1 protein-coding gene is annotated in these 1563 nt (G+C 63.5%); it reads right to left on the bottom strand.

All coding sequences use genetic code 11. The features are described from left to right. Positions 1-1251, bottom strand: a 1251-nt coding sequence (locus ACMX2H_RS18885; RefSeq protein WP_414962810.1) for an MFS transporter, incomplete at its 3' end; no start/stop codon positions are given. Positions 1252-1563 lie beyond the last annotated feature (312 nt).

Below are 1563 nucleotides of genomic sequence, written 5' to 3'. Positions count from 1 at the left end.
GGCGATGAGTGCGATCACCGCTGTGAAGATGCTGGTGGCCACCCAGCCGCCCTCCTGGATGCCGCCAATGGCGGCCACGATCGACGGCGCGAAGCCTGCCATCAGGAAGCCGATCTGGGTACCGATGGCCAAGCCGGAGAACCGGACCCTGGCGCTGAACATCTCTGCGTAGAAGGACGGCCAGACGGCGTTGGCCGCGGCATAGGCGCAGGAGAAGACCAGGATGGACAGGGTGAACTGCAGCAGGGTGTTGCCCGATTCCATCGAGAGCAAGTAGAACGGCATGATCGCGGCACTGCCCAGCGCGCCGTAGATGAACACCGGCTTGCGACCGATCCGGTCGGCAAGCTTGCCGAAGAGCGGCTGGGTAAAGAGGGCGCCGATGTTGCCGGCGACCACCAGCCACAGGGTGATGCCTTCGTCGACGCTGCCGACTTCGGCGCCGTATTTGATCGCCAGGGTGCCGTAGACCGTCGAGACCGCGGCGATGAACGCGCAGCAGATCACCCGGAGCACGTCGCGCCAGTGGTTGCGGAGCAGGACCCCAACCGGCAGCTTGGCCAGTTCGTTGTTCGCCTTGGCGGCTTCGAAGGTGGGGGTTTCGTGCAGCGAGCGGCGGATGAAATAGGTGACGATCACGACGACGGCGGAGAGCCAGAACGGAATCCGCCAGCCGATGCCGTACTTGATCTCGTCCGGCAGGGCGACGACCGGGATGAAGACCAGGGCGGCAAGGATCTGGCCGCCTTGGGTGCCGGTCAGCGTCCAGGACGTGAAGAAGGAGCGGCGGTTGTCCGGCGCATGCTCCAGCGTGAGCGAACTGGCGCCGGCCTGCTCGCCCGCGGCAGACAGGCCCTGCATCAGGCGGCAGAAGACCAGGATTGCCGGAGCCCACCAGCCGATGGTGTCGAAGTCGGGGATACAGCCGATGATGAAGGTCGCGGCGCCCATCAGGATCAGCGTAAACATCAGCACCTTCTGGCGGCCGATGCGGTCGCCGAAGTGGCCGACGAAGACCGCGCCCACCGGGCGGGCGATGTACGCGAAGCCGAAGGTCGCCAGCGACATGATCCCGGCCTGGGCACTCTCATCCGGGAAGAAGACGTGCGGGAAGATCAGCGCGGCGGCGGAACCGAAGATAAAGAAGTCGTAGTACTCGACGGCGCTGCCCATGAAACTGGCCAAGGCCGCCCGCTTTGGCGTCTTGCCGTGATGGGCGAAGGCCGCATCCTCTTGGTGGACGGTGGTCATTGTTGCTCCTTAACAACTGCTGTGAGCAACCCCGCCCACAATGTTGTGCGTTATGCGCACTGCTGTGCACTTATCGAACGCAGTACAACGTAGCGCACCTCACAGCAGAAGCACAAGATGCCTGGCCATGGAAATGCCCCGGGGCTTTACGGGCCCAGCCGGCAAAGGGTCCTCAGGGGCAAAGACAGCGACAGCACCCCCTTGCCACACTGTGCGATATGCGTACAATTGTGCAGTAATCGAACGAAGGGTTTCATCATGAGCACGGTTGCGGAGTCCTATCTGGTCGGCCTGATCGGTGAAGGCATTACG

It is taken from the genome of Arthrobacter sulfonylureivorans (assembly GCF_047607445.1).
GTDB lineage: Bacteria > Actinomycetota > Actinomycetes > Actinomycetales > Micrococcaceae > Crystallibacter > Crystallibacter sulfonylureivorans_A.
The sequence above is the reverse complement of the archived record's forward strand: the minus strand, read 5'-3'. Positions and strand labels throughout refer to the sequence as shown.